20 protein-coding genes are annotated in these 24,189 nt (G+C 68.8%); 6 read left to right on the top strand and 14 right to left on the bottom strand.

Features of this window, described 5'->3' with window-relative positions:
• Window positions 1-141: 141 nt before the first annotated feature.
• Window positions 142-1,266 (bottom strand): CaiB/BaiF CoA transferase family protein, encoded by a 1,125-nt coding sequence (locus DI276_RS38325; RefSeq protein WP_112272916.1) that lies wholly within the window; start codon window positions 1,264-1,266, stop codon window positions 142-144.
• A complete protein-coding gene (locus tag DI276_RS38330) occupies window positions 1,263-2,399 on the bottom strand; it encodes an acyl-CoA dehydrogenase family protein (RefSeq protein WP_112272918.1) in 1,137 nt (378 codons plus the stop codon). The genes DI276_RS38325 and DI276_RS38330 overlap by 4 nt, the downstream gene beginning before the upstream one ends.
• A gap of 107 nt (window positions 2,400-2,506) precedes the next feature.
• Between DI276_RS38330 and DI276_RS38335 the strand changes: the two genes are divergently transcribed.
• From DI276_RS38335 to DI276_RS38345, 3 genes are read left to right on the top strand one after another with little or no spacing between them, the layout of a single operon-like run.
• Window positions 2,507-2,941, top strand: coding sequence for a GNAT family N-acetyltransferase (locus DI276_RS38335; RefSeq protein ID WP_112272920.1), 435 nt, complete (start codon window positions 2,507-2,509; stop codon window positions 2,939-2,941).
• A gap of 56 nt (window positions 2,942-2,997) precedes the next feature.
• Window positions 2,998-4,200 (top strand): acetyl-CoA C-acetyltransferase, encoded by a 1,203-nt coding sequence (locus tag DI276_RS38340; RefSeq protein WP_112272922.1) that lies wholly within the window; start codon window positions 2,998-3,000, stop codon window positions 4,198-4,200.
• Window position 4,201: 1 nt separating this feature from the next.
• Window positions 4,202-6,229: a 3-hydroxyacyl-CoA dehydrogenase NAD-binding domain-containing protein gene (locus tag DI276_RS38345; protein WP_112272925.1), complete on the top strand. Its 2,028-nt coding sequence runs from the start codon at window positions 4,202-4,204 to the stop codon at window positions 6,227-6,229.
• Here DI276_RS38345 and DI276_RS38350 read toward each other — a convergent pair.
• Both DI276_RS38350 and DI276_RS38355 read right to left on the bottom strand, forming a co-directional pair.
• Complete coding sequence (locus DI276_RS38350) at window positions 6,226-7,176, bottom strand: AraC family transcriptional regulator (protein ID WP_112272927.1); 951 nt, start codon at window positions 7,174-7,176, stop codon at window positions 6,226-6,228. The genes DI276_RS38345 and DI276_RS38350 overlap by 4 nt on opposite strands.
• 214 nt (window positions 7,177-7,390) lie before the next feature.
• Window positions 7,391-7,927 carry a DM13 domain-containing protein gene (locus tag DI276_RS38355; RefSeq protein ID WP_112272929.1) on the bottom strand — a complete coding sequence of 179 codons (537 nt, stop codon included), beginning with the start codon at window positions 7,925-7,927 and terminating at the stop codon, window positions 7,391-7,393.
• A 60-nt stretch (window positions 7,928-7,987) separates the two neighbouring features.
• Between DI276_RS38355 and DI276_RS38360 the strand changes: the two genes are divergently transcribed.
• Complete coding sequence (locus tag DI276_RS38360; RefSeq protein ID WP_112272931.1) at window positions 7,988-8,338, top strand: hypothetical protein; 351 nt, start codon at window positions 7,988-7,990, stop codon at window positions 8,336-8,338.
• A 122-nt stretch (window positions 8,339-8,460) separates the two neighbouring features.
• Here the strand turns inward: DI276_RS38360 and DI276_RS38365 are convergent, their stop codons facing one another.
• The 3 genes from DI276_RS38365 to DI276_RS38375 form a co-directional block, all read right to left on the bottom strand.
• A complete protein-coding gene (locus DI276_RS38365; RefSeq protein WP_112272933.1) occupies window positions 8,461-8,841 on the bottom strand; it encodes a hypothetical protein in 381 nt (126 codons plus the stop codon).
• Window positions 8,842-8,872: 31 nt separating this feature from the next.
• Window positions 8,873-9,901: a LacI family DNA-binding transcriptional regulator gene (locus DI276_RS38370; protein WP_408610616.1), complete on the bottom strand. Its 1,029-nt coding sequence runs from the start codon at window positions 9,899-9,901 to the stop codon at window positions 8,873-8,875.
• A 75-nt stretch (window positions 9,902-9,976) separates the two neighbouring features.
• Window positions 9,977-10,999 (bottom strand): GNAT family N-acetyltransferase, encoded by a 1,023-nt coding sequence (locus DI276_RS38375; protein WP_112272935.1) that lies wholly within the window; start codon window positions 10,997-10,999, stop codon window positions 9,977-9,979.
• 79 nt (window positions 11,000-11,078) lie between these two features.
• Between DI276_RS38375 and DI276_RS38380 the strand changes: the two genes are divergently transcribed.
• Complete coding sequence (locus DI276_RS38380) at window positions 11,079-12,278, top strand: esterase-like activity of phytase family protein (protein WP_112272937.1); 1,200 nt, start codon at window positions 11,079-11,081, stop codon at window positions 12,276-12,278.
• 78 nt (window positions 12,279-12,356) lie between these two features.
• On the opposite strand, the gene DI276_RS38385 is transcribed toward DI276_RS38380, so the two are convergent.
• Genes DI276_RS38385 through DI276_RS38400 form a run of 4 tightly spaced genes read right to left on the bottom strand, consistent with a single transcriptional unit; the run spans window position 12,357 to window position 16,868 of the window.
• On the bottom strand, window positions 12,357-13,763 hold the full coding sequence (locus DI276_RS38385) for a GH1 family beta-glucosidase (protein WP_112272939.1): 1,407 nt from the start codon (window positions 13,761-13,763) through the stop codon (window positions 12,357-12,359).
• Window positions 13,764-13,799: 36 nt separating this feature from the next.
• Window positions 13,800-14,624, bottom strand: a complete 825-nt coding sequence (locus DI276_RS38390) for a carbohydrate ABC transporter permease (RefSeq protein ID WP_112272941.1) — start codon at window positions 14,622-14,624, stop codon at window positions 13,800-13,802.
• Between the two features lie 7 nt (window positions 14,625-14,631).
• The gene (locus DI276_RS38395; RefSeq protein WP_408610617.1) at window positions 14,632-15,609 is read right to left on the bottom strand and encodes a carbohydrate ABC transporter permease; all 978 of its coding nucleotides are present in this window, start codon (window positions 15,607-15,609) and stop codon (window positions 14,632-14,634) included.
• On the bottom strand, window positions 15,606-16,868 hold the full coding sequence (locus DI276_RS38400) for an ABC transporter substrate-binding protein (RefSeq protein ID WP_112272943.1): 1,263 nt from the start codon (window positions 16,866-16,868) through the stop codon (window positions 15,606-15,608). Before DI276_RS38400 ends, DI276_RS38395 begins: the two co-directional genes overlap by 4 nt.
• 453 nt (window positions 16,869-17,321) lie before the next feature.
• On the opposite strand from DI276_RS38400, the gene DI276_RS38405 reads away from it, so the two are divergent.
• Window positions 17,322-17,510: a hypothetical protein gene (locus tag DI276_RS38405; protein ID WP_112272946.1), complete on the top strand. Its 189-nt coding sequence runs from the start codon at window positions 17,322-17,324 to the stop codon at window positions 17,508-17,510.
• A gap of 131 nt (window positions 17,511-17,641) precedes the next feature.
• On the opposite strand, the gene DI276_RS38410 is transcribed toward DI276_RS38405, so the two are convergent.
• From DI276_RS38410 to DI276_RS38420, 3 genes are all read right to left on the bottom strand, one after another.
• Window positions 17,642-20,164 (bottom strand): ABC transporter permease, encoded by a 2,523-nt coding sequence (locus tag DI276_RS38410; RefSeq protein ID WP_112272948.1) that lies wholly within the window; start codon window positions 20,162-20,164, stop codon window positions 17,642-17,644.
• 4 nt (window positions 20,165-20,168) lie between these two features.
• Complete coding sequence (locus DI276_RS38415; protein WP_112272950.1) at window positions 20,169-20,921, bottom strand: ABC transporter ATP-binding protein; 753 nt, start codon at window positions 20,919-20,921, stop codon at window positions 20,169-20,171.
• 119 nt (window positions 20,922-21,040) lie between these two features.
• Complete coding sequence (locus DI276_RS38420; RefSeq protein WP_112272952.1) at window positions 21,041-24,010, bottom strand: helix-turn-helix transcriptional regulator; 2,970 nt, start codon at window positions 24,008-24,010, stop codon at window positions 21,041-21,043.
• Window positions 24,011-24,189 lie beyond the last annotated feature (179 nt).

Raw genomic sequence — 24,189 nt, forward strand, 5'->3', positions numbered from 1 at the left:
CTGGGCACGAGGTGAACACGGACTCCCTCGCATCCCACAGCTTGGACCAGACACTGTTGCACCGGGCCTCACCCGGATGCCGACCCGCCGGCATCACGCTCTGTCACCCCGTCGTGTCCTTATTAATGCGCACGCGAGCATTCATCCAATAACTCCTGACCGCCGCAGTTCCATAATTTCGGCGTCCGCCACACCCATGTCGGCAAGCACTTCCCCGGTGTGCGCCCCGGTCGAAACCGCAGGCGTCGGAACGGACGTCGGAGTCCGGTCGAAGCGAGGAGCCGGTGCCGGGTGCAGCGCCCCGGAGACGTCCACGAACGTCGCCCGCGCCGCGTTGTACGGATGCCGGGAAGCCTCGCCGGGGGTCAGCACCGGCGCCAGGCATGCGTCCGTGTCCCGCGCGAGGTCGGCCCACTCGTCCCGGGGCCGGGTCTTCACCGCCGCCGCGATGCGTTCGCGCAGCTCAGGCCAGTTCGCCGGGTCGTTGCGCGACGGCGCGTCCTCCAGGCTCAGCACGCGCACCAGGTCGGCGTAGAACTTCTCCTCCAGCGCGCCGACGGCCACGTACTTCCCATCCGCTGCCTCGTAGACGTCGTAGAACGGCAGGCCGCTGTCCAGCATGTTCTCGCCGCGCCCGCCCTGCCACATCCCCGCGTTCCGCATCCCGTGCAGGAACGTCGTCAGCAACGCGGCGCCGTCGACCATCGAGGCATCCACAACCTGGCCACGTCCCGAGCGCTCGCGTTCGTACAGCGCCGCGAGCACGCCGACGGCCAGCAGCATCCCTCCACCGCCGAAGTCGCCGACGAGGTTCAACGGGACGACCGGCGGTCCACCGGCACGTCCGACGGGGTCCAGGGCGCCGGCGATGGCGATGTAATTGATGTCGTGGCCGGCCCGGTCGGCCAGCGGCCCGTCCTGGCCCCAGCCGGTCATGCGTCCATATACAAGGCGCGGGTTGCGGGCGAGACACTGCGCGGGACCGATGCCGAGCCGCTCGGTGACACCCGGCCGGAAGCCCTCCACCAGCACGTCCGAGCGTTCGACCAGCCGCAACACCAGCTCGGCGCCCTCGGGCTTGCGGGTGTCGATCGCGACCGAGCGCCGGTTGCGGCCCAGGAAGTCGCCGGGGACCGTCGAGCGGCTCCCCGGCTTGTGCACCTGGATCACGTCGGCGCCGAGGTCCGCGAGCACCATGCAGCCGAACGGCGCGGGCGCGAGACCGGCGAGCTCGACGACGCGAAGTCCTGCCAGCGGGCCCGTCACAGGGACCTCGCGATGATTTCTTTCATGATCTCGTTCGTACCACCGAAGATCCGCTGCACGCGGGCGTCGGACCAGGCACGTGCGATCGGGTACTCGTTCATGTAGCCGTAGCCGCCGAAGAGCTGCACGCACTCGTCGACGACCTTGCCCAGCCGGTCGCTGGCCCACCACTTCGCCATCGCCGCGGTCGGCACGTCGAGCTCACCGCGCAGGTGCTTCTCGATGCACTCGTCGATGAACGCCCTGGTCACGGCTGCTTCGGTGGCGCACTCGGCGAGTTTGAACCTGGTGTTCTGGAACTTCATCAGCTCCTTGCCGAACGCCGTGCGCTCCTTCACGTACTTCAGCGTCACGTCGACGGCGGCCTCGATGCCCGCGATGCAGCAGACGCCGATGATCAGCCGTTCCTGCGGCAGCTGCTGCATGAGCTGGATGAACCCGAGGCCTTCCTGGTCGCCGAGGAGGTTCCCGAAGGGCACCCGGACGTCGTCGAAGAACAGCTCCGCGGTGTCCTGGCCCTTCATGCCGACCTTGTCGAGCACGCGGCCGCGCCGGATGTCGTTCTCCACCACGATCAACGAGATGCCCTGGGCGCCCTGGGCGGGGTCGGTCTTGGCCACGACGATCACGAGGTCGGCGTGCAGGCCGTTCGTGATGAACGTCTTCGAGCCGTTGATGACGTACTCGTCGCCGTCCTTGACGGCCTTCGTGCGGATGCCTTGGAGGTCGGAGCCCGCGCCGGGTTCGGTCATGGCGATCGCGCCGACGTACTCGCCGGACGCGAGCTTGGGCAGCCAGCGCCGCTTCTGCTCCTCGGAGCCGTAGGAGTTGAGGTAGTGGGCGACGATCCCGCTGTGGACGCTGTTGCCCCACGCGCTGTCACCGGCACGTGCCTGTTCCTCGAGCAGCACGGCCTCGTGTGCGAACGTGCCGCCGCCGCCCCCGTACTCCTCGGGGATGCTCAGGCACAGCAGCCCCACGTCGCCGGCCTTGCGCCACAGGTCGCGGTCGACCTGCTTCTGCTCGGCGAAGCGCTCCTGGTGCGGCGCGACCTCCTTCTCCATGAACGTGCGGGCGAGCTGGCGCAACTGGTCCAGGTCGCTGTCCATCCACCGCGATCGACGCTCTGCCATGCGTTCCACGAAACCACCGGGCGGTGGTCCACGCCATGACCGGCGCGCCAGGCCGTCACCCGAAAAACTGAGCGAAAAAATCACCTCGGTCGGCCAGACTGCTCGGCATGCAGATCCACCAGGTCACGCCGGACGAGTGGCGGCTCTGGCGCGACATCCGCCTGGAAGCGCTGGCCAACGACCCCGCGGAGTTCGGATCGACGCTCACGCGCGAGCAGGAGTACACCGAGGACGACTGGCGCGAACGCATCGTCGGAGGCCTGAACCTCGTCGCGCTCGACCCCGATGCTGTCGGTCTGGTCGGCGCCACCTCCAAGCCCGGCGACCTCTACCTCTACTCGATGTGGGTGCGGAGCTCTCACCGCGGCCAAGGGGTCGGGGAAGCGCTGGTCAGGGCCGTGCTGGCGTGGGCGGCCCAGGAGGGCTGGGAGCGCGTGCGGCTGCGGGTGTGGAAGGACAACCTGCCTGCGCGCAAGCTCTACCTGAGGCTGGGCTTCGTCGATGCGAAGGAGCCCGAGCACATGGAGTACCTGGTGAGCTAATCGGTCACCCTTCGCGGTCATGGCCAGTTCTGCTGAGCAGGCTTAGCGTGGGTGACATGAGCGAAGCCTTGATCTTCGACGCGGTGCGCACGCCGCGCGGCAAGGGGAAGCGCGGGTCGCTGCACAGCGTCAAGCCCGTCGCGCTGGCCGCCGGTGTGCTGCGCGCGCTGTCCGAACGCAACTCCCTCGACACCTCCGCGGTGGACGACGTCGTGTTCGGCGTGGTGTCACCGCTCGGCGAGCAGGGTGGCGACATCGCCCGCGCCGCCGTCCTGGCCGCCGGCTGGGACCAGCGGCCGGCGGGTGTGCAGCTCAACCGCTTCTGCGCGTCCGGTCTGGAGTCGGTGAACCTCGCCGCCGCGAAGGTCGCCTCCGGGTTCGAGGACCTGGTGGTCGCGGGTGGCGTCGAGTCGATGTCGCGCGTGCCGATGGGGTCCGACGGCGGCGCGTGGGCGATCGACCCCGGGACGAACTTCGACCTGTCGTTCGTGCCGCAGGGCGTGTCCGCCGACCTGATCGCGACGATGGAAGGCTTCTCGCGCACGGACGTCGACGCGTGGGCCGCCCGCTCGCACGCGCTGGCGTTCGAGGCGCAGAAGAACGGGTTCTTCGAGCGTTCCGTCGTGCCGGTGGTCGACCAGAACGGCACCGTGGTGCTGAAGGAGGACGAGACGATCCGGCCCGAGTCCACTGTGGAGTCGCTGGGCCGGTTGAAGCCGAGCTTCCAGTTCCACGGCGACCTCGGTTACGACACCGTGGCGATCGACCGCTACCCCACCGTCGAGCGCATCGACCACGTGCACACGCCGGGCAACTCGTCGCAGATCGTCGACGGTGCCGCGGCGATGCTGATCGGCTCCGCCACAGCGGGCAAGGCTCTGGGACTCACGCCGCGGGCCCGCATCGTTTCCGTCGCGGTGGTCGGCACCGAGCCGACGATCATGCTGACCGGACCGGCGCCGTCCGCGCGCAAGGCGTTGGACAAGGCCGGGCTCTCGGTCGAGGACATCGACCTGTTCGAGGTCAACGAGGCGTTCTCGTCCGTGGTGCTGAAGTTCCTGCGGGACATGGGCATCCCGGAGGACAAGGTCAACGTCAACGGCGGCGCGATCGCGCTGGGCCACCCGCTGGGCGCGACCGGCTGCATGATCCTCGGGACGCTGCTGGACGAGCTGGAGCGCCGGGACCTGCGCCGCGGCCTCGCCACGTTGTGCGTGGGCGGCGGCATGGGCATCGCGACGATCATCGAGAGGGTCTGAGATGCCTTTCCACTACGAGAAGGACGCGGACGGCATCGTCACCCTGACGATGGACATGTCCGGCTCCGCCAACGTGATGAACACCGAGTACGGCGAGCTGATGGGCGACGCCGTCACGAAGCTCGAAGGTGACGAGATCACCGGTGTGATCATCACGTCGGCCAAGAAGACGTTCTTCGCCGGTGGCGACCTGAACGTGCTGATCGCGATCACACCCGAGAACGCCGCTCAGGCGCTGGAAGGCGTCGAGGAGCTCAAGTCCCAGTTGCGGCGCTTGGAGAAGCTCGGCAAGCCCGTGGTCGCGGCGATCAACGGATCCGCGCTGGGCGGCGGGTTCGAGATCGCGTTGGCGTCGCACCGGCGGATCGTGCTGAACGACGACAGCATCCGGATCGGCCTGCCCGAGGCCACTCTGGGTCTGCTGCCCGGCGGCGGTGGCGTGACGCGCATGGTGCGGCTGCTGGGTGTGCAGAAGGCGTTGCCGTTGCTCATGGAAGGCAAGCAGCTCCGGCCAGAACGGGCGCTGCAGGCCGGAATCGTGCACCAGGTCGTCGAAACGCGCGATGAGCTGATCTCCGAGGCACGTGCGTGGATCCTGGCGAACCCGGCACCGGTGCAGCCGTGGGACGTGCCGGGCGCCGGCGTGCCGGACCTGAAGTTCGGTGACCCCAACAGCTACGGGCTCCTCGGTGCGGCGCCCGCCGTGCTGCGCAAGAAGTCGCACGGTGCCTACCCTGCGCCGGAGAAGATCATGGCGGCGGCGGTCGAGGGTGCCTACGTCGACTTCGACACGGCGCTGAAGATCGAGGGCCGCTACTTCGTGGAACTGGCCTCCGGTCAGGTTTCCAAGAACATGATCACCGCGTTCTGGTTCAACCTCAACGAGGTCAACGGCCGCGGGTCCTCGTCGGGCAAGCGCGTGACGAAGCTGGGCGTGCTGGGCGCGGGCATGATGGGCGCTGGAATCGCCGAGGTGTCAGCGAAAGCCGGCATCGAGGTGGTCCTGAAGGACGTCACCCTCGAGGCGGCCCAGAAGGGCGCTGGAGGCGTGGAAGGCATCACTCCCACCGACTCCGACGACGACCTCGCGGGCTGCGACCTGATCATCGAGGCGGTGTTCGAGAACCGCGAGCTGAAGAACAAGGTGCTGGCGGCCGCGGAATCTGCGGCGCTGCCGGATGCGGTGATCGCGTCGAACACCTCGACGCTGCCGATCACCGGTCTCGCCACCGCCGTCCCGGACGCCGAGCGGTTCATCGGCCTGCACTTCTTCTCGCCCGTGCCGAAGATGCGGCTCGTGGAGATCATCCGCGGCGAGCAGACGTCTCAGGAGACCCTGCAACGGGCACTGGACTACGTGCGGCAGATCGGCAAGACGCCCATCGTGGTCAACGACTCGCGCGGCTTCTACACCTCGCGGACGTTCGGCACGTACGTGGTCGAGGCGATCACGATGCTGTCCGAGGGCGTGGCGCCGGCGTTGATCGAGAACGTGGCGCGCAAGGCCGGCATGGCCGTTGGCCCGTTGGCCGTCTCGGACGAGGTGACGCTGTCGCTGCAGCTGAAGATCCACGACCAGACGCTCGCCGACGACCCGTCGCTCGTGTCGGACAGCCCGGCCTACGACCTGATCCGCGAGATGGTGTCGTTGGGGCGCAGCGGAAAGTCGACCGGCGCGGGCTTCTACGAGTATCCGGAGGGCGGCAAGAAGTTCCTGTGGCCCGAGCTGACCACGCGGTACGTCAAGGCCGACGCGGGCGTGTCCGAGCAGGACGTGCGGGACCGGCTGCTGTTCGTGCAGGCGCTGGAAACCGTGCGGTGCCTGGACGAGGGCGTGCTGACCTCGGTCGCCGACGCGAACATCGGCTCGATCTTCGGGTTCGGGTTCGCGCCGTGGAGCGGTGGCACGTTGCAGTTCATCAACTCCTACGGCGTGCAGGCGTTCGTGGAGCGGGCCGACTACCTCGCGGACACCTACGGGGAGCGGTTCCGGCCGCCGGCCTCGCTGCGGGAGCGCGACAAGTTCTAGGCGCGGTAGGAGCCGGGCGACGACCCGGTCCACCGCTTGAAAGCCCGGTGGAAGGCGCTCGCCTCGGAGAACCCGAGGCGCAGCGCCAACTCCTCCACCGACTCCCCGCCCCGCACCAGCGAGGCCACCGCCTGGTCGCGCAGCAACTGTTCGCGCACCTCGCGGAACGACGTCCCCTCGGCGGCCAGCCGGCGGCGCAACGTCGGCGCCGACACCCCCAGCTGCGCCGCCACGGCCTCCAGCCCGGTCATCCCGCGCCCGAGCAGCCGCCGCACGTGGCCTGCCGTGTCGGCGCCGTGGTCGCGGCGCGACAACAGCTCGGCCGGCGAGTGCCGCAGGAACCTGCGCAGGCCCGCCTCGTCCTGCACCACCGGCATGCGCAGGAACTTCTGGTCGAACGAGATCGTGGTGGCGGGCGCGTCGAACGTCAGCGGGCAGCCGAAGATCAGGTGGTACTCGGCGGCGTGGGGCGGTTCGGGATAGGCGAACTCGGCGCCCTGCAGCGGAATGCGGCGGCCGATGAGCCACGACGAGAAGCGGTGCCAGAGCACCAGCAGCGACTCCGTCAGGAAATGGTCCGGGTCGCCGGGGACGTGCAGCGAGAAGCGGCCGTCCTGCAAAGAGAGGTCCAGCGGCTGGTCGAACAACGCGTAAAACGCCAAGCCGCGGCGAAGCGCCGATTCGAGGTCCGGGCAATGGACCGTCAGCAGGCACATCATCGCGAACGTGCCGCGTTTCGACGGGCGCGGGCCGAAACCCATGAACTCGTCGTCGAGGACTTCCCAGAGCGTCTGGATGAACTTCGTGTACTGCGCCGGCGTGACGCGGGCGCGGTCGTCGGCGAGCAGGCTGGGCGGAATGCCCGCTCCTGCCAGCACCTCGGACGGCGACGGGCACGCGCGCAGGGCCGCGCGCACGTAGTGGATCGCCACGGTCCTGGTGTGCACGAACCACAGTAAAACGCCACCGGCGGTGTCGCGGCTCCGGGGAGAGGGAGCCGCGACACCGCCGGAGAGGGCCCATCCAGTGAGCCGTGCTCCTCACCAACGGGGCTTCCGCACGCCCACCGGCAAGGGACGACGTTGTGTCCTTGTCGTTAACGTTATGTGGTCTAGACCAGGAATGTCAATAGCGTGAAGAGAGCAAGTCCCGGTGGATGTTTCAGGCTTGTTCCAACGGTGCTACAGCAAAGCCCGCGGAGAAGCGCTTGCACCAGATCACGACACTCCGAATGGTCGACACGTCCAGGCCGGCGGGAATTTCGTACACCTGGTCGCCACGATTTCCCTTCAACTTGCCAAGGCTGGTGAATCCCTGACCAAAGGTCTTCTCGGACGAGCTGGACGGGTGCGGCGAGAGGTAAACGTAGAGGTCAGGACCGTCACTGGTGTCCAACGCGGCAAACTGCACAGAATGCGCGCCGCCAGGCAGTTTGATGAGGCTGGCCTTACCGGTGGTCGCGTGCTCAAGTGAGCGCCACTCACCTTGCGCGACCTCTCGCGGCGTTTCCGCAACGGGCGCCGCCGTCTCCGAAGTCGCCGGAGTAGACGTCGGAGAAGACGTCGAGGTGGGCACGAGCAGCGCCTCGTGCGTTTCGCGCACCGTGAGCAGTCGCCACGGCTGGAACAGGTACAGCCCGACCCCGAGCGCGGCGACCAGCACCACTGCGATGGGGATCAGAAATCGACGTTGCCGCATGCGAAAATACTGACCCCGCCTGGGCCAAAAAGAGCTTACGGAGTTGTTAGGGTCCTTGCCGTGGCGACGCAGGCGAGGATCGGCCAGGCCGTGCTCGGTGTCCTGATGGTCGGCTGCGCCCTGACGGGCCTCTTCCCCAGACCCGTACCGCTCCTCTTCGCCATCGCCGCCGTGGGCACGGCCAACGCCGCGTTCCCGCTCATGCGCACGTTCGGGTCCGCCCTGCTGGGCGGCGTGGCCGCCTCCTCCATCGCCCTGTCCTCGGTCCCGTTCGTCACCTGCTCCTCGCAACGGTTCACCGAGGTGTTCACCTGCACGGGTGACGCTCCGACGTGGCATCTGACCGGAACCGTGCTGGTGGCAGGCCTTTCCGGGGCCAGTCTGGTGCTCGCCCGGATAACGGATCAGTGACGGCGATCACTCAACCGGGGCCGTCAAGGCGCCGATAAGGCATGCAGGTGAGCGTTCTCCTGCGACCGGCCTACCCGGTACTGTGCCAGGAGCGTGATCGCCCGACCTCAAACCGTGAGCATTCAGAGGAGGACTGCTGTGCGCGCACTGTGGGCCGCAGGTGGTTCCGCTGTGCTCGGGTCCGCGCTGCTGGGGGTGCTCGTGGGCATCGCGTTCCACGGCGCGGCCGACGAAGATCCGCTGCGCCGGGCACCGGCGTCCAGCTGGATCAACTCCACCCCGGGATCCACCTCGAGCTCACCGGCGAGCTCCACCCCCGAGAGCAGCGCCCCGTCGAGCTCGAGCTCGGCACCGAGCACCCAGGTCCCCGTGAAGAAGACCACCACGCCACCGCCGGCCGCGACGAATCCGGCCCCGCCGCCCCCGCCGGCGGCCACCACCACGTCGCCGACGCAGACCTCAGGCTGGCCGTGCAGCCCGCTGAACCCGTTGCCGCCGCCCACCTGCAAGAACCTGGAGGGCGGCCAGTAGCCGTCAGGCGGACTCGCGCCGGACCAGCACCGTGGGCAGCATCTGCTTCTTGGTCTTGACCGTCTCGTCCCGCAGCAGCTTCATCAGGTGCTCGACCATGTGCTTGACCTGCTCGTCCGAGTCCTGCCGCACCGAGGTGAGCGGCGGCGAGGTGTGCTCGGCGATGGCCACGTGATCGTCGAACCCGACCACCGCGACGTCCTCCGGCACCCGTCGCCCGGCCTCCTGCAACGTCTCCAGAGCGCCGGCGGCCATCAGGTCGGAAGCCACGAACACGGCGTCCAGCGCCGGCACCTTCGCCAGCAACGCCGACATGGCCTTCCGCCCGCCCTCACGGGTGAAGCCACCGTCCTCGGTGAGCCGGGCAACGCCCTTGTCGTCCAACCCGAGCGCGGACTTGAACCCGTTCAACCGATCGATGGCCGACAGCTCGTCCAACGGCCCGGAGACGTGCACGATCTTCTTGCGCCCGAGCGACTTCAGGTGCTCGGTGGCGAGCACGGCCCCACCCTCGTTGTCGTTGTCGACGAGGTGCATCCCCCGCAACGACCCCCAGGGCTTGCCGGCGTAGACCACCGGCAGCGGCAGCTTCTTCACGATCGAGACGAGCTCGTCGTTGCGGTGCGGCGCGAACACCAACGCACCGTCGACGTGGCCGCCCGCGAGGAACCGGTGCGCACGCGCCTGGTCGTCCGGCGAGTGCACCAGCATCAAAACCATCTGCACGTCGACGTCGGCCAGCGCACGAGCCCCGGCCCGGATCAGCCGCGCGAAGTGCGGGTCGTCGAAGATCTTGGGCTCCGGCTCGGAGAACACCACGGCCACGGCGCCGGTGCGCCTGGTGACCAACGCCCGCGCAGCGCGGTTCGGCTGGTAGCCCAACGCCAGCACGGCGGCGTTGACGGCCTCCAGTGCCTCCGGGCTGACCCGCGGCGACGCGTTCAGCACTCGTGACGCCGTGGCGCGGGAGACCCCAGCCCTCGCGGCCACGTCCTCCAGCGTCGGACGCGCGTGGTTGGACACGAGCACCACCACTCCTCGATGAAAACCTTTGAGTCGCCGGTCAGCTTAGCTGCAAGCGATCTCCGAGGAGGGTTTCCGCGCTGTTCATCGTGTTTTTTCAGCAACCACCGTCGCAACTGGCGTCTTCAGGGCGCGCCCGCGCGGCGCAATCGAAACCCGGAGCAGGCCGTCCTCCCGGCGTGTCGTGGCGTCGAGGCCCGCGCGAGCCGCTGTCCGCACGAGAGCACTTTCCGACGGCAGGCACCAGGCCACCAGCTCGGAGTACCCGGCGGCGCGGGCGTCGGAGGCGAGTGCGCCGAGCAGTGCCGTGCCCACGCCCCGGCGCTGCCACGAGTCCTCCACCAGCAGCGAGATCTCGGCGCAGTTCGGAGTGCCGGTGTGGATCAGCTGGCCCAGCGCCACCACCTGGTCCGCGCACTGGGCGAGGATCGTGGTGCCGCGCGGCGGGTTGAGCAGCCGGTGCAGCCAGCGGCGCGGCACCGTGCGCATGCCGGAGTGGTACCGGTTGAACAGCGTCCTCATCGAACAACGGGTGTGCAGGCCGGCGACGGCGTCCTCATCGGACCCGAGCCCAGGGCGCAGCACCAGTGCCACACCGTCGTCGCTGAGCAATCCTCGTATCGCGGGCGCCGGTGCGTCCACGAGATCGAGCAACGCCTGCGCGCGCGTGAGCTCCACTTCGGTGAACCCTGCCCAGCCGCGCCTGGCCACCACGTCTCCCAGCTGGACTTGGCCCTCGCCGGCTTCGCCGTAGGTCACCGAGTCCGCGGCCAGCACCTGACGGACCGCCTCCGCGGTCTGGTCCGGGTCGACCAACGCCATCTTGGCGGCCCGCAGCACGGCCGTCGGCTGGTCCACGAGGTCCCGCAGGTCGGCGCTGGTGATCCGGACGCGCCTGGCGCCCTCGCTGCGCACGGTCTCGACGAGGTCGGCGGGCAGCACGCCCTCGCCGGCCCGCACGACGATCTCGTCGAGCACCCCACCGGGAACGGGCATCACGTGCAGCGCGAGCACGTTGCAGTCGGCCGCGGCCAGCCGGACGGTGACGCGGGCGAGCGCACCGGGGCTGTCGCTGAGTTCGAAGCGCATGCGCCAGGTCGTCGTCATGGCTTCCAGAGTTGCCCGGAGTTGTTGCCGTGACGCGAACCATGCGTAAAACGATCCAGAACACCTTAGGGTTCGCGGCATGAGGAGAACTCTGGCCGCAGGCCTCACCCTGCTCACCGTCACCGCGCTGGCCACGCCCACCGCCGCCGCTCCAGAAGCGGCGAATCAGAAGGGGCCCAAGCAAGCCACGCTGACCAACTTCGCCTCACTCCCTGCCCTCACCTTCGTCCCCGGCAGCGAGCCCAGCGGGGCCGCGCTCGGCACCACGCCGATCAACGGCGTCCCGGTGCCGTTCGCCGACCAGCCCGTGCAGGGCTTCAGCGGCGTGCTGCGCAACAGCGACGGCACCTTCGACGTCCTGTCCGACAACGGGTACGGCACCAAGGCCAACAGCGCCGACTTCAACCTGCGCATCCACCGCATCGCGCCGGACTTCAAGACCGGCGCCGTGGACGTGCTGGGCGGCATCACGCTGACCGACCCCAACGGCCACATCAAGGCCCCGCTCGTCCGCGCCGACCGCGTGATCACCGGCCAGGACATCGACGTCGAGTCGTTCACCCGCGGCTCGGACGGCACCTACTGGATGGGCGACGAGTTCGGCCCGTACCTGCTGCACTTCGACCGCGCCGGACGTCTCCTCGCCGCACCGGTCCCGCTGCCGGGCGTGCGTGCGCCCGAGAACCCCGAGGGCAATCCGAACCTCGGCGGCAGCAAGGGCTTCGAGGGCATCACCCTCTCGCCGGACGGCAAGACGCTCAACGCGCTGCTGGAGGGCACGGTCGCCGGTGACGAGCCGGGTACCCTGCGGCTCAACGAGTTCAGCCTCGCGGCCAACGCCTACACCGGCAAGAAGTGGCTCTACCAGCTGGAGGACCCGGCTTTCGCCATCGGTGACGCGATCGCGGTCGACAACAACCGCCTGCTGATCATCGAGCGGGACAGCGGCCAGGGCGCGGCCGCGAAGCACAAGAAGGTCTACCTCGCGGACAAGCGGGACAGGGACAAGAACGGCAAGCTCGACAAGACGCTCGTCGCCGACCTGATGAACCTCGCCAACCCCGAGCACGTCGGCGGCCAGGCGGACCCGTTCACGTTCCCGTTCGTCACGATCGAGGACGTCACGATCCTCGACGACCGCACGATCGCCGTGCTCAACGACAACAACTTCCCGTCGTCGTCGGGCCGCACCCCGGGCAAGCCGGACAACAACGAGTTCATCACCATCAGGCTCGCGGACAACCTGCACGCCGACCCACGGGTCCTGCGCAGGCGATAGCCGAGAGAGCGCTCTCACCTGCGGCACAGCAGTATCCGCAGGTGAGAGCGCCAAGGCCCCCTCGGCCAGTTCGATCGGCTAAACGGTGTAACCGTGCGCGGGAAGCCCGTTCTGCCCGATGATCCGGGACAACGTGACCGCGCTTTCCTTGACCGTGCGCTGTTGCGTCTCGAAGTCGACGTGCACGATCCCGAACCGCTGCGAGTACCCGGCCGCCCACTCGAAGTTGTCGAGCAACGACCAGGCCAGGTAGCCGCGGACGTCCGCGCCCTCGGCGATCGCCCGGTGCACCGCGCGCACGTGGTCCACCAGGTAGCGAGTCCGCTCGACGTCCACGACCCTGCCCATCGGGTCCACGACGTCCGGGAACGCCGAGCCGTTCTCGGTGACCACCAGCGGCACCCCGCCGGCGTCACGAGAGAGCCTGACCAGCAGTTCGGTGAACGCGTCGGCGTTCTGCTCCCAGCCGAACCCGGTCAGCTCGCCCTGCGGGGGCAGCAGCGCGGCGCCGCGCAGACCCGCATGAGGCCCGGCCGGCACGTGGTCCGGATCGGCCGCAGTCACGCGCGTCGGGCTGTAGTAGTTCACGCCGATCCAGTCGATCGGGGTCGCGATGGTCTCCATGTCACCGTCGCGCACCACGTTCGTCCAGTCGCCCAGCCAGGCCGTGTCCTGCAGGACGTCGAGCGGGTACCCGCGGCCGCAGACCGGGTCGAGCAGGATGCGGTTCTGCAGGCCGTCGACCTTGCGGACGGCCTCGGCGTCATCGCCGTAGACGGTGCTGAAGTTGAGCACGATCGACAGCCGGTGCGACTCCGGTGCCTGCGCCCGCAACGCCTGGGTGGCGAGGCCGTGCGCGAGCAGCAGGTGGTGCGCCGCCTCCAGGGACGCCACCGCGTCGGTGATGCCCGGCGCGTGGATTCCGTTGCCGTAGCCCAGGAACGCGGACACCCAGGGCTCGTTCAGCGTCGTCCACGCCTGCACCCGGTCGCCGAGCCGATCGTGCACGAGGGCGGCATAATCGGCGAAGCGGTAGGCCGTGTCGCGGTTGCGCCAGCCGCCGAAGTCCTCCAGGACCTGTGGCAGGTCCCAGTGGTACAGCGTGACCAGCGGCTGGATGTCCTTCGCCAGCAACGAGTCCACCAGCCGGTCGTAGAACGCGAGGCCGCGCTCCTCCGCCGGACCGCTGCCGCTCGGCTGGATCCGGGGCCACGCCACGGAGAACCGGTACGCGGCCAGCCCCAGCGAGGTCATCAGGTCCACATCGGACTCGTACCGCTGGTAGTGGTCGCAGGCCGGGTCACCCGTGTCACCCGCCAGCACCTTGCCGGGCGTCGCCGCGAAAGTGTCCCAGATCGAGGCGCCACGACCATCCACTGTGGTCGAACCCTCGATCTGGAACGCCGCGGTCGCTGCTCCCCACAGGAAGTCCGGCGGGAAGGTCAGCACCTCCCGCCCGACCTCGACGTCCGAGTCGGTCGTCATACAGTCACATCCTTGTTGCTTGATCCCTGCTGTGTTTCATCCTTTTAGGGCGCCCTGCATGATTCCGCCGACGATCTGGCGCGACAGCAGGACGAAGATCGCGATCACCGGCAGCACCGCGAGCGAGGCACCGGCGAGCATCAACGAGTAGTCGGTGTAGTACCCGCTGGCCAGCGTCGACAGCGCCACCTGCACCGTCGGGCTGTCGTTGGGGTCGAGCACGATCAACGGCCAGAAGAAGTCGTTCCAGGCCGTCATGAACGTGAACATGCCCAGCACCGCGGCTTGTGGCCGCACCGCCGGGAAACCGACGTGCCAGAACGTCCGCAGCACCGAGCACCCGTCCACGCGGGCGGCCTCGATCAGCTCGTGCGGCACGGTTTCCTCGCACGCCTGGCGCATCCAGAACACCGCGAACGACCCGATCAGCGCCGGCACGATGACGGCCTGCAGCGTGCCGTACCAGTCGAGGTCCGACATCAGCATGTACAGCGGGATCACGCCGAGCTGCGTCGGCACCATCGCGGTGCCCAGGACGAGCAGGAACAGCGAGTCGCGGCCCTTGAACCGCAGCCGCGCGAACGCGAACCCGGCCAGCGTGCCCAGCACGACGTTCGAGATCGCCACGGTCGCCGCCACGATGAACGAGTTCTGCATGGCGAGCCAGAAGTCGACGGTGTCGAAGACGCGGGTGATGTTCTCGACCAGGTTGCCACCGGGGACCAGCGGCGGCAGCTTCTCGCCGAGGACCGAGTTGTCCTTCGACGCCACGACGAACGAGTAGTACAGCGGGAACACCGACGCCGCGAGGACGGCGACCAGGAACCCGTAGAGCAGCGGGCCTGCCTTGGCACTCTTCATCGACCGATCACCCCTTGCCCGCGATGCGCCGCGTCAGCGAGAAGTTGATGATCGCGACCAGCAGGACGACCAGGAACAGCATCCACGCGATGGTGGCGGCGTACCCGGCGTCGAACAGCCGGAAACCCTTCTCGTACATGTAGAGCACCAGTGTCTGGAACTGCCGGTCGGAGCCGCCGGTGGAGTTGTTGGCGGCGAACCCGGGATCGAACAGCGCGGGCTCGGCGAACAGCTGCAGACCGCCGATCGTGGACGTCACCACGGTGAAGAGGATCGTCGGGCGGATCGACGGCACCGTGATCGACCAGAACATCCGCCAGCGCGACGCACCGTCCAAAGTGGCCGACTCGTACATGTCCTTCGGCACCGACTGCATCGCCGCCAGGTACAGCAGCGCGTTGTACCCGGTCCAGCGCCACATGACCATTGTCGACACCGCGAGGTGCGAGGCCCACGTCTCGGCGCGCCAGTCGATCGGATCGATGCCCACGAGCCCCAGCAGGAAGTTCACGATGCCGAAGTCGCGGCCGAAGAACTGCGCGAACACCAGCGCCACCGCGGCGACCGAGATGACGTTGGGCAGCAGCACACCCGCGCGCCAGAACGCACGCCCGCGCAGCCCCCGGTCGAGCAAGGCTGCCAGACCGAGCGCGGCCAGCAGCTGCGGCACGGTCGACAGGACGAACAGGCTGAGCGTGTTGAACAGCGCGTTCCAGAAGTTGGCGTCACCGAACAGCTCGGCGTAGTTGGCGAGACCGACGAATCCCTGGTTGCCGTCGATCAGCTGCCAGTCGTGCAGCGACACCCACGCCGTGTGCACCAGCGGGTAGAGCCCGAAGATCCCGAACACCACGAAGAACGGCGCGATGACCAGGTACGGCGTGTACTTGGCGTCCCAGCGGTTCAGCCTGAGGCGCTTCGGTTCCGGAGAAGAAGGAACCGAAGCGACCGGAGCCGCCTCGGCCTTCGTGCGCGTCACCGTCACTTGGCGGCGTCCGTCGCTTCCTTCAGCGCCTGCGTCCACGCGTCAGCCGCGGACTGCTTGCCCTGCTCGACCCGCGTGAGCGCGGTGCCGAACACCGGTCCGACCTTCGAGTCCTTGGTGCCGCGGTAGGTCGGCTTCAGCGACTCGGCGGACGACGCGAAGATCTTGCCCACCGGTGCTTTGTTGAAGTAGTCGTTGACGAACGTCTGCACCTCGGCGTCCCCGTACACCTTCGGCTGGCTGGGCAGGTTGCCGGTCTCCTTGAAGATCCGCTTCTGCTGCTCGGGCGCCGTGAGCCACTTGGCCAGCTCGTAGGCCTCCTTGGGGTGCTTGCTCTGCTTCGGGATCGCGAGGAACGAGCCGCCCCAGTTGCCGCCGCCGCCCGGCGCGGTGGTCACGTCCCACTTCCCGGCCGCCGCGTCGCCGGCACCCGCCTTGATCAGCGCGAGCGACCAGGCCGGGCACGTGGTGGTGGCGAACGAACCCTGCTTCAGCGCGACGTTCCAGTCCTGGCTGAACGGTTCGAGGGCACCGGTCTGCTTCTTGGTGCCGAGCGCGGCCGCCATGTCGAACGCCGCCTTCACCTTGGCGTTCTTCTCCGCGATGTACGAGTCGTCCTTCGCGAAGTAGCCCTCCTCGGTCTGGTCGAGGATGGCCTTGTAGACGTTGCGACCGGTGTCGACGAACTTCACGTTCGGCGTCTTGGCCGTGAACTGGTCGGCGACCTTCGCGTAGTCCTCCCACGTCGGCCACAGCTTCGCGACCGCCTCGCGGTCCGTCGCCAGGCCGGCCGCCTCGAACAGGTCCCGCCGGTAGCAGATGCCCAGGCTGCCCATGTCCGTGCCCAGCCCCAGCACGAACTCACCGCCGTCGGTGGTGCCCTGGTTCCACTTCCAGTCGACCCACTGCGACTTGAGGTCCTTGGCGCCGTGCTCGGCGAGGTTCACGAACTTGTCCTTGGAGGCGCGGAACTGGCTCACCACGCCCTCTTCCAGGGCGACGATGTCCGCCGCGCCACGCCCACCCGCGAGCTGCGTCGCGAGCTGCGTGTTGTGCTGCTCCATCTTGACCTTGCGCTGCTCGATCTTGATGTTCGAGTGCGAGGCCATGTACTCCTCGATGAGCTTGTCGTACCCGAAGTCGGAGAACAGGCCCAGCGACAGCTCGATCTTGCCGTCAGCCCCGGAACTCCCGCCGCAGCCTGCGGCCAGAACCATCACGAGGGTCGCAGCGACGCTGCCGACCAGCCTTCTGCTCATCCGTCCTCCTCGACGGGCGGCGCCGTTGGCGCAGCTGACTGTTGTGAGAGCGCTCTCACACTCAACCGGAGAGGCGCGGGTGTCAAGCGGTCGACATCGTTCCGTAACTTTGTCGGGGCAGGCAACAAAAACCTGTACCGGAACTGGGTGAGCGTCTCGGGCCGGGCGGTCAGAGGCCCTCGGAGACGACGAAGAGGGACGACCGGGCCCTCGCTCCGGTCGTCCCTCACCCCAGGTAAAGGGGGTTGCGGGCGGAAAATGACGCGCGCTCTCGAACTTTTCTCGCGAACTTTGGGTTGAGGTCTCGCTACGGCGGGTAACGGCGCTGAACCCGCAGGTAGTCCGTCCGTACGAGAAAGCCAGAACAAAGTACGTCCATTCTGTCGGTTGTGCGTGACCTCGGCATACCGTGCGATCGCCGAACCACTCGAAGGTCATCCGCGGGAGGCAGCCATGTGGTCGAGCATCGCGACCTTCGGACCGCTGGCACTCGGCTTCCTGGCCTTCCGCTCGCTGACCACCAGCCGGGTCCTGTCCCTGCTCATCGCCCTGCGCGGCACCCGCCCAGAGGAACGCCCGCAGATCATCCACGCCCTCAACGCCGCCCCGGAGCCGCGTCGCCGCCCGCGCAAAGCGGCCTGAAACGCAGCGGAGGCCCGGTGCCCCGACAGCACCGGACCTCCACCGATCCCCCGGCCGTGCGGCCCCTGTTTCCGCACCACCGACTCCCGCCTGGTTCGGTCCCCGACAACCGGAGCCAGGCGGGGCGTTCCCTACGCCTCGGCCATCCCCGCGACCACGGAGTTCCGAGCCGCACGACGGGCGGGCAGCGCGGCGGCCACCACGGCCGCCACCACCGCGAGCCCGAGCATGATGCCGATCTGCCCGAACGGGATGGAGAAGCTGATCTGGAACTCCGAGTTGGAGATCGCCTGGACCAGCAGCCATCCGAACCCGGCACCGAGCAGGACGCCGACGACCGCACCGATCAGGGCCATCAGGATCGACTCGACCACCAGCATCTGCCGCAGCTGGCCTCGGGTCAGGCCCAGTGCCCGCAGCAGCGCCGACTCGCGGGTCCGCTCCAGCACCGACAGCGTCAGCGTGTTCGCGATGCCGAACAGGGCGATGATCAGCGCCAGGCCGACGAGGGCCCAGATGAACAGCAGCACCTGGTCGATCTGCGCGTTGAGCTCGGCCTTGGTCTCCGCCGCGGAGTTGAGCACCGCGACCGGTGACGTGGCGATGACGCGTTCCAGGTCGGCGCGGGCGGCCGTGATGTCGGTGCCCGGCGCGAGCTTGACCAGCAGCTTCTGGTAGCCCTTCGGGGCTTCCTTCAGCAGCGACTGAGCGGCGGGCAGCGTCACGATGCCGGCGCCGTAGCTGTTGTCCTTGATCAGCGCGACGACCTTGAACTCCTTGTCGTTGATCTTCAACGAGGAGCCGAGCGACAGGCCGGAGTCCTTGGCGTCCCGCTCGCGCAGGGCGATGTCGCCGTCCTTGAGGCCGGTCAACGTGCCACTGACCACCTCGGGCCGCACCAGCGAGCCGATCGCGTCGGACGGGAAGCCGGTGACGTCGCCGAACTTGAGCTTGTCGGACTCGCCGAACGCCTGGAGCTCCGGCGCGATCTTGGCGACGTTGCGCACCTTCGCGAGCTCGGCCGCGAACTTCTCGGTCAACGGCTGGCTGTAGACGTTCGAGCTGACCTCGTAGTCGGCCGGGAACCTCTTGTCGACCTGCTGGTTCATCGTCTCGCGGCCGCTGCCGGCCACGACCGTCACCATCGCCACGATGGTCACGCCGATCATCAGCGCCGCCGTGGTGGCGGCCGTGCGCTTCGGGTTGCGGCCCGCGTTGGCCGACGCCAGCTTGGCCGGGACACCGCGCAGCGCCGTGCCGAAGAGGCGGTTCACCAGCGGCACGTACAGCGGGCCGAGGAGCAGGACCGCGAACAGCAGCACCATCGTGGCGCCACCGGTGATGAACAGCGCGGGCTCTTCCTTCTCCTGCTGGATGCCGAGGTAGACACCGGCGCCACCGATCAGCGCGATCAGCGAGGCGATCACGACGCGCACCTTGCTGGTGCGGGCGACGTCGTCGTGGCTGTCCGGCTGCGAGCGCAGGGCGGCGACCGGGGCGACCTTCGTGGCACGGCGGGCCGGCAGCACGGCCGACAGCACGGTCACGACCACACCGACGCCGAAGCCGGCGGCGATGGTCACCCACGAGATCGGCAGACGGATCGGGGCATCCTCACCGCCGGGGCCACCCACCGTGCTGATGAGGGCCTGCAGGCCCGCCGAAACGCCGAGGCCGCCGAGGATGCCCAGCACTGACGCAGCGAGGCCCATGAAGACCGCTTCGGCCAGCACGCTGCGGAACACCTGCCCGCGATCCGCACCGACGCAGCGCAGCAGGGCGAGTTCCTTCGTGCGCTGGGCGACAAGAATCGTGAAGGTGTTGTAGATGACCATGCCCGCGACGATGAGCGAGATGGCCGCGAACGCGAGCAGAAACGTCTTGATCTCGCTCGCGGCGTCACCGACCTGGGCCAGCGTCTCCTGCGTCAGCTGCTCACCGGTCTGCACCTTGTAGCCGGCACCGACGGCCTTGTTGATGTTGTCGACGAGCTGCTGCTGGGACACGCCGTCCTTGGCGACCGCGACGATCTCGTAGATCCGCTGGTCGGGGAGCACCGTGCGCACGCCTTCCGGCGACAGGATCACGTGGTCGCTGCCGGACATCGACATGCTGCTCGCACCCTGCTGGTACGTGCCGACGATGGTGTACGGGTGCTCGACGTTGTCCTTGTCGAGCATCTTGAGCTTGTCGCCGACCTTGAGCTTCGCGATCTGCGCGGTCTTGGTGTCGATCGCGGCCTCGTCGGCCTTGACCGGGAACTTGCCGTCCTTGAGGTCGAAGTCGCGCAGCTTCTCCACCGTCGGCAGCGGCTGGACCAGCGCGTTGCGCGCCTTGCCGTCACCACCGAGCAGTGCCGCGCTGCCGAACTCGCGGGAGTCCGCACCCGCGACACCGTTGGTGGCACGGATCTTCTTGAGCACGTCGGCGGGGATGCCGTTCTGCATCTGCTCCGAGGAGCTGTTCTCCGGGAGGTGCACCGCCGCGTCGACGTTGCGGGCGCTGCGGGCGAAGTTGTCCCTGGTCTGTTCCCCGACGGCGTCGCCGAGCACGAGCGTGCCCGTCACGAACGCGACGCCGAGCGCGATGGCGATGCTGGACAGCACCAGCCGTGCCGTGCGAGCGCGCAGGCCCGCAAGGATCGTCTTCAGCATTGCTTCACGCCCCCAGGTGCGTGAGAGCGTTGACGACGGACTCGGTGGTGGGCTGGTGGATCTCGCCCGCGAGCCGGCCGTCGGCCAGCAGCACCACGCGGTCGGCGTAGCTCGCGGCCACCGGGTCGTGCGTCACCATGATCACGGTCTGGCCCAGCTTGCGGACCGACATGCGCAGGAAGTCGAGGACCTCGGCACCGCTGCGGGAGTCCAGGTTGCCGGTCGGCTCGTCGGCGAAGATGACCTCGGGACGGGCGACGAGGGCGCGGGCACAGGCGACGCGCTGCTGCTGGCCACCGGACAGCTCGGTCGGTCGGTGGGTGAGGCGGTCGCGCAGGCCGAGGACGTTGACGATCGTGTCGAACCACTGCTTGTCGGGCTTGCGGCCGGCGAGCTCGAGACCCAGCAGGATGTTCTGCTCGGCGGTCAGCGTCGGCAGCAGGTTGAAGGCCTGGAACACGAAGCCGACGCGGTCGCGGCGCAGCTTGGTCAGGTCCTTGTCGTTGAGCTTGGTGATCTCGGTCTGTCCGATGTGGATCGCGCCGCTGTCCACGGTGTCCAGTCCTGCGAGGCAGTGCATCAGCGTCGACTTGCCGGAGCCGGACGGTCCCATGATGGCGGTGAACCGGCCAGCCTCGAACGCGACGTTGATGCCGTCGAGCGCCCGCACCGCGGTGTCACCCTTGCCGTAGACCTTCACCAGGTTGTGGGCCGCCGCGGCGGTCCGGGTGCCGACCTCGGACACCAGTGCAGACATGTCGCTTGCCTTCCTCACAGGGGATGTTCCTTGACGAGGAAGAAGCTATGAGTTCGCTGAGTACGCGGACATCAACTCGGCGACGCGTTGCGGATCAGCCTGAGGTATGACAACCGGGGCTATTCCAGCAGACCTCGGTCGTACGCGATGGCGACCGCCTCCGCCCGCCGGGACGCCCCCAGCTTGGCCATGATCCGGGAAAGGTGCACGGAAACGGTCTTCTCGCTGATGTACAGCTCCTCGCCGACCTCGCGGTTCGTCCGTCCGGCGGCGACCAGGCCGAGCACGTCGCGTTCGCGCGGGGTGAAGAGGTCGAGGTGCTCCCTGGCCGGCTCGTCCGCCCGCAGGGTGATGCGGGCGCGCTTGGCGCACGACGCCACGGCCTCGGCGAGCGGCACGGCCTTGAGCCTGGTCGCCACCTCGTCGGCCTGGCGCAGCTGCTCGGCGGCTTCGTCCCGGCGATCCGCGCCCAGCAACGCCTCCGCCAGCCGCCACCGGCACAGTGCCTGCTCGAAGACGACCCCGTAGGCGAACTCGTCGACCGCGGCCTGCCAGAGCTCCGGGTCGCCGGCACCCTCCAGCCTGGACTCCTCGGCGAGCGCGCGGGCCAGCCAGGCCCTGCCTTCCGGGCCGAGGACGCCGGCCCGCGGCTTGCCGTGCCGCGCGGTCAGCCGCACGTGCTCGGCGAGCTTGTGCCCTTCCTCGACCGCCTGCTGCTCGGCCTCCGCGTCGCGCTTGCGGCGGGCCTTCGCGGCGATCTCCGCGTGCGCCGAGATGCCGATGGCGCCGATCCGGATGCCCGCGAGCATCCACGGACCGCCGAGCTTGCGCGCCCACTCCAACGCGTCCGTGACGCGCTCGACCGCCAGCTCCGGACGGCCGCGCCACAACGCCAGCTCCGCGCCGGTACCGCCGTTGATCAACGCGATCTGGATGTCGCGGTGCCAGTCGCTGCGCAGCTTCGTGATCATCCGCTCGGACTCGGCCAACTCGCCGCGCGAGACCGTGAGGTGTGTGCTCGCCGACGCCAGCCTGGCCAGCACCGTCGACGACACCGACATGCCGGGCGGTTCGCTGGCCCACGCCGCGTAGTCCCAGTCGCCGATGTAGTAGTGCACGAGCACCTGCAGGATGCGGATCTCCAGCCCGAACATGCTCCAGGTCAGGCCGGTCTCCTTGGCCCGGTCGCCGGCCTGGTTGAAGACGCGGGCGGCCTCGGCCAGCTCACCGCGGTCGTAGTGCATCAGGCCGTAGTAGTACCAAGCCCTCAGCTCGTTGTTGAACGCTCCGACCTCACGGGCGCTCTGGATCGCGCGCTCGAAACTGGCCCTGGCCTCCTCCGGCTGGTTCGCGTGGTCGTCGAGGATCGCCAGCGTGCCCAACGCGTCCGCGACCGCGCCCGGCGCGTTCACCTGCCGGCCGTCCGCGATCGCGAGCTCGGCGGCTTCCCGCGCCTCGGCGTCCTTGCGCTGCTGGCGCAGGGACGACGCCTTGCCCGCGAACACACGGGCGCGGGTGGGGCTCGGTTCGCGGTCGCGCACGAGCTGGAACGCCTTGGCCAGGACCAGGAAGTGCTCCTCCTCGTTGCCGTCGAGGATCGAGAGCGCCTGCGAGAGCCGCAGCCAGATCTCGGCGGCCTCCTCCGGTGTCTGCTCAGGCCCGATGGCCTTGGTGGCACTGCGGGCGAACGCCACGGCCCGTTCCGGCTGGCCGGCCGTGCCGGCGACCCAGGAGGCCCTGCGCAGCAGCACCGACTCGTCCACATCGGACGGACGGTCCGGGGCGGGCACCGCGTTCCACAGGTTGAGAGCCTTTTCCAGGTAGCGCAACGACTCCGCGGGCGCGCCGGCCCGTTCGGCCTCCCTGGACGCCTGGATCGAGGCCTTCAGCGCCTGCGGCAGGTCGTGGCTCTGGAACGCGTGGTGGGCCAGTGCCGCCGCGGCACCTCGTTCGTCGAGGTGCTGGGCGAGGTGGTGTGCGTAGGAGGCGTGCAGCCGCACCCGTTCGCCCGGCAGGAGATCGCCGTACACGGCCTCCCTGAGCAACGCGTGGCGGAACGTGTAGACCTCGTCGTCGTTCACGACGAGCAGGTGGTGCTGGACCAGTTCGCGCAACGTCCGGTCGAGCTCGACGTCGGACATGCCCGCGACCTCGCGCAGCCGGTCGTGCCGGACCCTCCTGCCCCGGACCGACGCGACCCGCACCACGTGCTGGGCTTCGGGGCTGAGCCGCTCCACCCGGCTCAGCAGCACGTCGGCGAGTGCGGACGGGAGCGACCGGTCGTCGTCGCACGTCGCCACCGCGATGAGCTCTTCGGCGAAGAACGCGTTGCCCTCAGAGCGTTCCGCCACCTGCTGGACGACGTCGTTCGGAAGATCGTCCGACAGCGCCTCCACGAACCGGCGGGCATCGGCGGCGTTGAACGGCGTGAGGTCCAGGCGTTCCACCGCGGGCAGGCGGACCAGTTCGGACAGCAAGGGGCGCAAGGGATGGCTGCGGTGCAGGTCGTCGGCGCGGTAGGTGCCGACGACCAGGATCCGCTGGGAACGCAAGCGGGCCAACAGGAACGACAGCAGGTACCGCGTCGAGGCGTCCGCCCAGTGCAGGTCCTCGACGACGAACAGCACGCGCTGACGTTCGGAAAGTTCGGTGAGCAGGCCCAGCACGGCGTCGAACAGCTGGAGCTGGCCCACGTCCTGCTCCGGTCGGCGTCCTGGGAGGAGACTCGGCGCGATCATGCCCTCGGTGCCGGGCTCGCGTTCGGCCGGAAGTGCCAGCTGCGGCAGCAACATCGCGAGCGCCGGGCGGTTCGCCGCGTCCTTGAGGGCGCTGAGCGCCTCCGCGAACGGCAGGTACGGCAGTCCGGTCTCGCCGACGTCCAGGCACCGTCCCATGAGGACGAGCGTGTCGTCGGCGCTGGCGGCCAGTTCGTCGACCAGCCGCGTCTTGCCGACACCCGCGTCACCGGCCAGGAGCACCGCTCCCGCCGTGCCGTCACCTGCCTGCGCCAACATGGCGCGCAACCGGTCCAGCTCGCGGTCGCGCGCGACCAACGGGATTCCGGAACCGAGGCGCGCCACGAGTGGCATGCTCGCACACGTCATGCGTGGGTGCTGCCGAGTTTCGTAGAGGTGCGGTGGATCACGCGCCGAAGCCACGACGGCCCGCGGCCGTTCGAGCGCTGCCAGTTGCACCTGGCGTTCCCACGTCGGTAGTCGATCTCCGCCTTGATCGCCTCAGGGGTCCATTCCGTCATGACCACGAGGTT

The organism is Lentzea terrae, assembly GCF_003265345.1.
GTDB lineage: Bacteria > Actinomycetota > Actinomycetes > Mycobacteriales > Pseudonocardiaceae > Lentzea > Lentzea terrae.